Annotated in this window: 9 protein-coding genes; 1 reads left to right on the top strand and 8 read right to left on the bottom strand. The window is 43.3% G+C overall.

Features of this window, described 5'->3' with window-relative positions:
• Positions 1-71 precede the first annotated feature (71 nt).
• Both AC3CKG_RS08865 and AC3CKG_RS08860 read right to left on the bottom strand, forming a co-directional pair.
• The gene (locus tag AC3CKG_RS08865) at positions 72-1,265 is read right to left on the bottom strand and encodes a class I SAM-dependent methyltransferase (protein ID WP_065104239.1); all 1,194 of its coding nucleotides are present in this window, start codon (positions 1,263-1,265) and stop codon (positions 72-74) included.
• Positions 1,266-1,388: 123 nt separating this feature from the next.
• On the bottom strand, positions 1,389-2,792 hold the full coding sequence (locus tag AC3CKG_RS08860; protein WP_017110715.1) for a methyl-accepting chemotaxis protein: 1,404 nt from the start codon (positions 2,790-2,792) through the stop codon (positions 1,389-1,391).
• Between the two features lie 88 nt (positions 2,793-2,880).
• Here AC3CKG_RS08860 and yccX point away from each other — a divergent pair, with 88 nt between their 5' ends.
• On the top strand, positions 2,881-3,168 hold the full coding sequence (gene yccX, locus AC3CKG_RS08855) for an acylphosphatase (protein WP_488528182.1): 288 nt from the start codon (positions 2,881-2,883) through the stop codon (positions 3,166-3,168).
• A gap of 47 nt (positions 3,169-3,215) precedes the next feature.
• Here the strand turns inward: yccX and AC3CKG_RS08850 are convergent, their stop codons facing one another.
• The 6 genes from AC3CKG_RS08850 to AC3CKG_RS08825 all read right to left on the bottom strand — a co-directional run bounded on the left by AC3CKG_RS08850 (position 3,216) and on the right by AC3CKG_RS08825 (position 8,792).
• Positions 3,216-3,545, bottom strand: coding sequence for a TusE/DsrC/DsvC family sulfur relay protein (locus AC3CKG_RS08850; RefSeq protein ID WP_102281823.1), 330 nt, complete (start codon positions 3,543-3,545; stop codon positions 3,216-3,218).
• 155 nt (positions 3,546-3,700) lie between these two features.
• Entirely contained in the window at positions 3,701-4,366 is a 666-nt protein-coding gene (locus AC3CKG_RS08845; RefSeq protein WP_017110713.1) for a Bax inhibitor-1/YccA family protein, read from the bottom strand.
• 234 nt (positions 4,367-4,600) lie between these two features.
• Positions 4,601-5,365: an amino acid ABC transporter ATP-binding protein gene (locus AC3CKG_RS08840; RefSeq protein ID WP_009846639.1), complete on the bottom strand. Its 765-nt coding sequence runs from the start codon at positions 5,363-5,365 to the stop codon at positions 4,601-4,603.
• Between the two features lie 22 nt (positions 5,366-5,387).
• Positions 5,388-6,485, bottom strand: coding sequence for an amino acid ABC transporter permease (locus AC3CKG_RS08835; protein ID WP_488528181.1), 1,098 nt, complete (start codon positions 6,483-6,485; stop codon positions 5,388-5,390).
• A 1-nt stretch (position 6,486) separates the two neighbouring features.
• Positions 6,487-7,692, bottom strand: coding sequence for an amino acid ABC transporter permease (locus AC3CKG_RS08830; RefSeq protein WP_102312764.1), 1,206 nt, complete (start codon positions 7,690-7,692; stop codon positions 6,487-6,489).
• A gap of 71 nt (positions 7,693-7,763) precedes the next feature.
• Positions 7,764-8,792 (bottom strand): amino acid ABC transporter substrate-binding protein, encoded by a 1,029-nt coding sequence (locus AC3CKG_RS08825; RefSeq protein WP_004733634.1) that lies wholly within the window; start codon positions 8,790-8,792, stop codon positions 7,764-7,766.
• Positions 8,793-8,990 lie beyond the last annotated feature (198 nt).

The raw sequence follows: 8,990 nt of genomic DNA, 5'->3' as shown, positions 1-8,990 counted from the left end.
CAAAAAAGGGCCGAAAGGCCCTTTTTAATACGTCTGCTTTGCTATAAAAACTAGACTCTAAAGCTCTAAAATTAGAGAACCTTACAAGCAAAACCTTTTAGGTAGAAACCTTCTGGGTAAGCCGTATCGATCAAGTGATCGGCAGCTTGCTCGAAGCGTTCAACAAATTTCACAGTTCTGCCTGCATCTAGAGCGGCATCAGCAATGATTTTTTGGAATAGGTCAGCTCCCATCAAACCTGAGCAAGAGTAGGTGAGTAGTGTTCCACCTGGCTTAAGGATTTGCATCGCAAGCATGTTAACGTCTTTATAGCCGTTAGCACCTGATGTTAGGTTGTTTTTGCTTGAAACGAACTTTGGTGGATCCATGATCACTACGTCGAACTTAGTGCCTTGATCTCGGTATTCACGAAGTAGTTTGAATACGTCTGCGTTTAGGAATACTGCACGCTTTTTTGAGATGTCGAACTCATTCAATTCTGCGTTGAACTTAGCTGTATCGAGAGCCAGCTGAGATACATCTGCGTTGATTACACGCTTAGCATCACCTTTAAGTGCGTAAAGGCCAAAACCACCGGTGTATGAGAAACAGTTAAGAACATCTTTGCCTTTAACGTACTTCATTGACTCTTTACGGCTATCACGTTGATCCATGTAGAAGCCCGTTTTATGGCCTTCCATGATGTTCACGCTGATCTTCACGCCGTTTTCTTCAATGACTACTGACTTAGGTGGCTCTTCACCATGCAGTACACCGACAGTTTGTTCTAAGCCTTCTTTTTTACGAACTGCTACGTCAGAGCGTTCGTAAATATTGCAATCAGGGAAGCACTCAACTAGGGCTTCAACGATAATGCTCTTGTTGAACTCAGCGCCAGCACTAAGTAGTTGGCAAACTAAGAAGTCTTGGTACTTGTCGATAGTAATACCTGGTAGGCCGTCAGATTCAGCTGCCGTTAAGCGGTATCCTGTCAAACCATCGCGTTCGATAATATCTTCACGCAGTGATTGTGCGTCTTTAAATCTTTTGATGAAAAACGCTTTATTGATTTCTTCCTTTTCAAATGTCCAAACACGAGCTCGAATTTGAGAAGCAGGAGAGTAAGCTGCTTTCGCAAGCCACTGACCATTTTGAGCATATACGTCTACAGTTTCACCTTGTTGTGGCTCGCCTTCAACCTTATCGATACCGCGTGAAAATACCCATGGGTGTTTACGACGTAACGATTTGTCTCGGGCTTTAGCTAGATGAATAGAAGGAGTCATGATTTACTCTGTTGGTTGAAATTTGAAGGAGACGTATTGTCGGGGAAGTCAAATCGAAAAGCAAATAAGAAAGGGCTGCAGAAGCAGCCCAAGTATCGATATTTTATGTTCAGATCTTAATGATTAAGCTTTCAGACCTGTCAGTAAGCCTTCCATGGTGTCGCTTTGCTTGCGCAGCTGATCGACATTGGAATTACTCTTACTGATCATTTCGCAAATGCTGTCTGATTGGTGACGAATTTCTGCAACGCTCTGTGCAATATTATCAGCAACCACACCTTGCTCTTCAGAGGCGGTCGCAATTTGGGTACTGCTGTCAGATATTGATTGATTCTTCTCAGCTAACGAGCCGATCTCAACGTTCACTTCTGACATCAACGTTTGACCTTCATTCGCGTTGTTAACCGTCACTTCCATCAGCTTGGTAAGCGATTGGCTGTTACGTTGTAATGATTCAATCATGCTTTGAATTTCGACAGTAGCTTGTTGAGTACGTCCTGCAAGAGCGCGAACTTCGTCAGCAACGACCGCAAAACCTCGACCTTGTTCACCAGCGCGAGCAGCTTCGATAGCCGCGTTGAGTGCTAATAGGTTGGTCTGTTCTGAAATCCCATTAATGGTCGCGACCACTTCATCGATTTGTGCAGCGTTGGCATCAAGTTCTTCTACTGCTTGTGAAGCCGACTGGATCTCTTGAGATAGGTTAGAGATAGACTCTAGAGTATTAGAAACCTTCAATTGCCCGCTTTGCGCTACGCCACGAGCATCCATCGTTTGAGAGCTCGACTCATGAGCAAGCGTTGCGACTTCACGAATCGTCGCTGCCATTTGTTCCGTAGCACTTGCCAAGCTATTCAGGTGTTCTTGTTGATTACCCGAGATGTCTGAGCTTTGTTGTGTTGATTGGTTTAAGTCAGAGCTGATCTGCTGCATGAGAGCGACAGACTCTTGAATCGATAACACCATGTTTTGTTCACGCTCTGCTACTTTATCAATAGTAATTGCGATTTCACTGAATTCATCACGAACGAGGAAGTAGTTCATACGACAGGTGAGATCGCCATTCGCTAACGTGCTTAATGCTTTGTTCATAGAGAACATCGCACCGCCAATGAACGTCATGATGTAATAAACGCCTAACGCGATCAGAGATAGAGTAACGGCAATGATTGAAACTTGAGTAGCTGAGAGGGCTGACCAAAGGTTTTGATCGTGGTTGGCGATTAAGCTGAATGCACCGTTCATGACCGAAACTGAGCCAGCGCCATAACCTAGGGAGATAGTGTCAGAGTTACTGACAAGCTGAGCCACTTGGTCTTTTGTGAGTTGACCGGCCTCTATTAGTCCTTTCATCAAGAGCATCTCTTCTTGATAAAGGTGGGCCAGTAAAGAGTCCGCAGCACTATCTAAAACAAGCGTTAAAATAACCAGGGCGAGAAGAGGTAATAAGAAGAGTAGATAGAACTTTTCTTGGATTTTTAGGTGAATGAGATATTTGTCAATCCAACGAAATGGGATTTCTTTCATAATCGTTATACTCGAAGTAATGCCACCGCCAAACGGTGATTGAATAGAGTCTCAACTATATCATTCATATAATTTATGAGGCAACGTTATGAAAAATTCACAATGTATATTTGTCGTATCAGGCCGAGTTCAGTGTGTTGGTTTTCGTTATCACACAAGCAGGCAGGCGCACGCCTTGAGTATTTCAGGCTATGCAAAGAACTTAAACGATGGTCGTGTCGAAGTATTAGCGGTTGGGGATATGGAGCAGATAGATAAGTTATACGCGTGGCTACAGTTGGGGCCGTCTAGCGCTACAGTAGACCAAGTTGTTAAGCATCAAATCAATGAGACGGATAAACGGACTGTTTCTGCTGGAAAGTTTAAAATACTGTAGCGCTGTTGCTACAGTATTTACAGGTAGATCTTGTTAGCGGATAGAGCTTATAAACATTTCGCTGGCTTAGGTAAACCCGCTAACTTTGTAGCTTGTTTAGCTGGGCCTTTCTTGAACAATTTGAACAGGTATTTACTGTTACCTTTTTCAGGGCCGTGGGCTTTTTCCATTGCTTTAACGAGCATACGAACGGCTGGAGAGGTTTTGAACTCTTCGTAAAAGCTTCTTACAAAATGGACGACTTCCAAGTGTGCTTCAGTCAGTTCAATCGCTTCGTCTTCAGCCAGGATTTCAATCATCCCTTCGTCCCATTGTGTGTAGTCCAATAGGTAGCCTTGAGCGTCGGTTTCAATTTGTTTGCCGTTATATTCAAACATGTTTAGTCCAGAATCAGTTTAACTCAGTAAATAGGGTACATGACCACGTTTACCTTTCTCAAGAGATATTGTCGTTATCTCTAGGAATATTGCATCTACAGATACAAAAAAGCCCAAGAGACAGGCTCTTGGGCTCGATTTTGAACGAACTATGATTAGTCGTTGCTGTTCATAATACCTAAGATACTTAGTAGGCTGATGAAGATGTTGTAGATCGAAACATACAAGCTGATCGTTGCTGAGATGTAGTTCGTTTCACCGCCACGGATGATGCTTTGCGTTGTTAGCAAGATAACACCAGTCGAGAACAGGATGAACATACCGCTCATTGCCAATGATAGTAGAGGCATCTGTAGGAAGATGTTTGCAACCATACCCACTAGCAGCACAACAAAACCTGCCATCAACATACCGTTAAGGAATGAAAGGTCGCGTTTAGTTGTTAGTGCGTAAGCTGATGCTGCCATAAAGGCAAGCGCAGTACCGCCAAGTGCAGTTAGGATGACATCACCCATACCTGCGCCGACATACATGTTTAAGATTGGACCGATCGTGTAGCCTAGGAAACCTGTAAACAGGAACGTAAACACAAGACCCATGCCGTTGTCACGGTTCTTTTCTGTTAGGAATAGTAGGCCGTAAAAACCAACCAGCATGATAATAAGACCAGGACGAGGAAGGTTCATCGCCATAGATACGCCTGCTACAACAGCAGACCAAAGTAGTGTCATAGACAGTAGTGCGTATGTGTTACGCAACACTTTATTGGTTTGCAGAGCATTCTCTTGAGTTGCTGTGCGTGAAAACATAGGGCTGTTCATAATCTTCCTCGTAAGGTGACTTCAATAGTTATTAGTACATTTATGGGGCTGAAAGTTCGAAAAATCAAGTCTTTCATTCCTTCTGTATACTTAAAATAATAATCAAAATAGTCGTTTAAGTGTTTCTCAAGATGTAACAAATTGTTACTAGTGTGTCATGTTTACAATTTTAAGAAGCTTTAATAACGAAGAGGCGACCGAAGCCGCCTCTGTCTATATCAGTATAGTATCACATTAATGGTGCAAGATTTGACTCAAGAAGTTCTGAGTTCGATCCGATTGTGGGTTCTCGAAGAAATCGACTGGGTTGTTTTCTTCGATAATCTCTCCCGCATCCATAAAGATAACGCGGTCGGCAACTTCTTTAGCAAAGCCCATCTCGTGCGTTACACACAACATTGTCATGCCTTCTTCTGCAAGTTCGACCATTACATCGAGCACCTCACGCACCATCTCAGGGTCGAGTGCTGATGTAGGTTCATCAAACAGCATAACTTGAGGGTTCATACACAAAGAACGAGCAATTGCCACACGTTGCTGTTGACCACCAGACAGTTGCCCTGGGAATTTATCCGCTTGCTCTGGTATTTTTACACGCTCGAGGAATTTCATCGCGATGGCTTCTGCTTCCTCTTTCGGCATCTTCTTCACCCAGATTGGTGCTAGGGTGCAGTTCTCCAATACCGTTAGGTGAGGGAACAAGTTAAAGTGTTGGAAACACATACCCACATCGCGGCGAACGGCTTCAATGTTTTTCAGGTCTTCAGTTAGCTCATTACCGGATACAAAGATATGGCCTTTTTGGTGCTCTTCTAGGCGGTTAATACAACGAATCATCGTTGATTTCCCTGAACCTGAAGGGCCACAAATAACGATCTTCTCGCCTTTTTTAACTTCCAAGTTGATGTTTTTAAGAACGTGGAACTCACCGTACCACTTGTTCATGTCCTTTAACTCGATCATAAGACCTTGAGAGTTGTTTTCTGTTTGCTGCGTCATAATACGTCCTTGATCTTGTTAATTATCGTTTGTGACCGGTGTGAAGTTTGTTTTCTAGCCAAATCGAGTATCTCGACATGCCAAAACAAAACACCCAGAACACTAACGCGACAAATACATAACTTTCTGTGGAGAAACCAAGCCATTCAGGGTTGGTATTCGCGGCTTGGCCAATCCCTAGTACATCAAACATACCGATAATCAAAACTAGACTGGTATCTTTGAACAAACCAATAAAGGTGTTCACAATTGAAGGGATTGTGATTTTTAGAGCTTGAGGCAGAATGATAAGCCCCGTTTTTTTCCAATAGCTTAACCCTAGCGCATCAGCCGCTTCGTATTGACCTTTTGGTATTGCTTGTAAACCACCACGGATTACCTCTGCCATGTAAGCCGCACTGAATAGTACAACCCCAACAAGCGCTCTGATCAGTTTATCGGTTTCTGTTCCTTCTGATAGAAAGAGGGGAAGCATTACCGAGGCCATGAATAGAACCGTAATCAGCGGTACGCCACGCCAAATCTCGATGTAAACGGTACACATACTTCGGATGATTGGCATTTCTGAACGTCGACCTAGTGCGAGTGCGACACCAATTGGCAGTGATACAACAATACCCACAAGCGCGATGATCAGTGTAACTAGCAATCCACCCCATTTATGTGTATCGACGACTTCTAGTCCGAAGATGCCGCCGTAAAGAAGACCAGCGATCAAGAAAGGGTAGATGTTTACAAAAAATAACCAAATCCAAGTACGCTTTGGTGTTCTTTCGTAGGCTAACAAAGCAACGAATATCGCAAGCGTGATATAGAATAAGCGCGGGCGCCAAAGTTCAGCTTCAGGGTAGAAGCCATACATGAATTGATCCCAACGCACGCTAATAAACACCCAACAAGCGCCATCACTTGTACAAGCATCTCGTGTTGTTCCTATCCAATCAGCGTTAATGAATGCCCAATCTGCTATTGCCCACAATAAAGTGAAAGCAAAATAAGCAAGCACCACAGTGACGACACTGTTAACTGGTCCATTAAATAGATTCTTTCTTAACCAACCGACAGGCCCAACGGTGTTCGCTGGAGGCGGAAGATCAGGTTGAAATTGATGTGTACTCATCTTATCTCTCCACCAACGCTACTTTGCGGTTGTATATGTTCATTAGAGCGGATGTTAATAGGCTTAGAGTCAGGTAGACGCCCATTGTCATCGCGATTACTTCGATAGCTTGTCCAGTTTGGTTCAATGTTGTTCCTGCAAATACAGACACAAGATCGGGATAACCAATGGCCATCGCAAGTGATGAGTTTTTGGTCAGGTTTAAATACTGACTGGTTAGTGGTGGGATAATAATTCTTAGTGCTTGCGGAATAATCACGAGCTTAAGAGTTCTTGTTCGCGGGAGTCCTAGAGACATAGCAGCCTCTGTTTGCCCATGGTTTACCGCGTTGATACCTGAACGCACAATTTCAGCGATGAATGCAGCTGTGTAGATACTTAAAGCCAGCATCAATGCGGCAAGTTCAGGAATGATGCTAATACCACCTTTGAAGTTAAACCCTTTTAAAACAGGGTATTCAGCAGAGATAGGCATGCCCATAACAAAGTAAGTAACCAGTGGTAAACCCACAATGAGTGCAACGGCAATGCGCCCCATCGGTGTTTGCTGACCCGTTAATTTTTGCTTGTTGTTAGCCCAGATGTTGATAACAAACGTAGCGATAATACCGACAATTAGCGAAGCGATAACAATGCTACTGCCTTGCTCCATGACAGGGGCAGGGAAGTACAGACCACGTACATTCAAGAAAATAGCTTCACCAAGGCTCATACTTTGACGAGCGGAAGGTAATGCTTGTAGAACGGCGAAATACCAAAAAAATATTTGTAGAAGAAGAGGGATATTTCGAAATATTTCTATGTAGACCGCCGCAAATCGACTCACTAGCCAGTTTGAAGAAAGCCTAGCAATACCCATACTAAAGCCCAGTACCGTGGCTAGCATGATACCTAGCACAGAAACTAAAGCGGTATTGAGAAGACCGATAAAGAAAGTACGACCGTATGAGAACGTTTCGTCGTATTCAATGAGAGTTAAGCCGATACCAAAACCAGCTTCTTGGGAGAGAAAATCAAAACCAGTGGCGATACCACGGGAATCTAAGTTAGTGAGTGCATTATTTACGATCGTGTAAAAGAAAGCACAGAGTGCTCCGACAGCGAGAATTTGGAAAATAACTGAGCGAAAAGTGGGGTTGTAAAAAAGGTTGGCACTTTTGGGCTGTGGCTTTGCCTGAGCTGGAGAAATAGTTTCATTAGGTTTCATACTGCTATAACCTCAAATCCATTTAATAAATAGGGCGGAAAAGTCCGCCCTAATTGATGCTTGGAAATTTATTAACGGATAGGTGGAGCGTACATAAAGCCGCCCGCATTCCATAGTGCGTTTACGCCACGAGAGATCTGTAGTGGTGAACCTGTACCAACAGTACGTTCGAAGCTCTCACCGTAGTTACCAACTTGTTTAATTACTTGGTAACCCCAATCGTCACGAATACCTAGGCCTTTACCTTTAGGACCGTCAACGCCAAGAATACGCTTGATGTTTGGATCTTTTGACTTAAGCATTTCATCAGCGTTCTTAGAAGAGATGCCGTACTCTTCCGCGTTAATCATCGCTGAAAGTGTCCATTTAGCTACGTTGAACCATTTGTCATCATCTTGACGAACAACAGGACCTAGTGGTTCTTTAGAGATGATTTCAGGAAGTACTTGCGCAGATTTAGGATCGGCTAGGTTCAAGCGAAGTGCATATAGGCCAGATTGGTCAGTTGTAAGAACATCACAACGACCCGCATCAAAACCTTTAGACGTTTGTGCTGCAGTATCAAATACTACTGGCTTGTAAGACATACCACTGTTACGGAAGTAATCAGCTAGGTTAAGTTCAGTCGTTGTACCTGATTGTACACATACTGAAGCGCCATCAAGTTCTTGAGCACTTGTAAGGCCAAGTTCTTTCTTAACCATGAAGCCTTGACCATCGTAGTAGTTAACACCTACGAAGTTCAGACCTAGAGCAGTATCACGATGTAGTGTCCATGTTGTGTTACGAGATAGTACGTCGATTTCACCCGATTGAAGGGCAGTGAAACGTTCTTTCGCTGTTAAAGGTACATACTTAACTTTAGTCTTGTCACCGAGTACAGCAGCTGCAAGAGCTTGACAATACTCAACATCGATTCCTTCCCATTCACCTTTTGAGTTAGGGTTAGAGAACCCTGGAAGACCTGTACTTACACCACAAGTTAAAAAGCCTTGAGATGTGACTTTGTCCAGAGTGCTTTCTGCCGCTGATGCTGATGTTGCCATCATCGCAGTTGATGCAGCTACTACTGAAGCAAGAAGTGTTAGTTTATTTGTCATTTGTATCCTTCCTTGTTAACCAGGTGACACCTGATACTCGTGCTCATTTGAGTTTTTCTATATGTGTTGCGCTTTCTAAGACCTTGTTACTCAAATCAAACTGGTTGCATTTTGCAAATGAAACTGTGTGCGATTTAAACAACTATTTATAAGGTTAGGAAAGGATCCGTACTTTCACAAATGTATAATTTAAAAAGA

The sequence above is a fragment of the Vibrio sp. QJM3NY_15 genome, assembly GCF_057785995.1.
The sequence above is the reverse complement of the archived record's forward strand: the minus strand, read 5'-3'. Positions and strand labels throughout refer to the sequence as shown.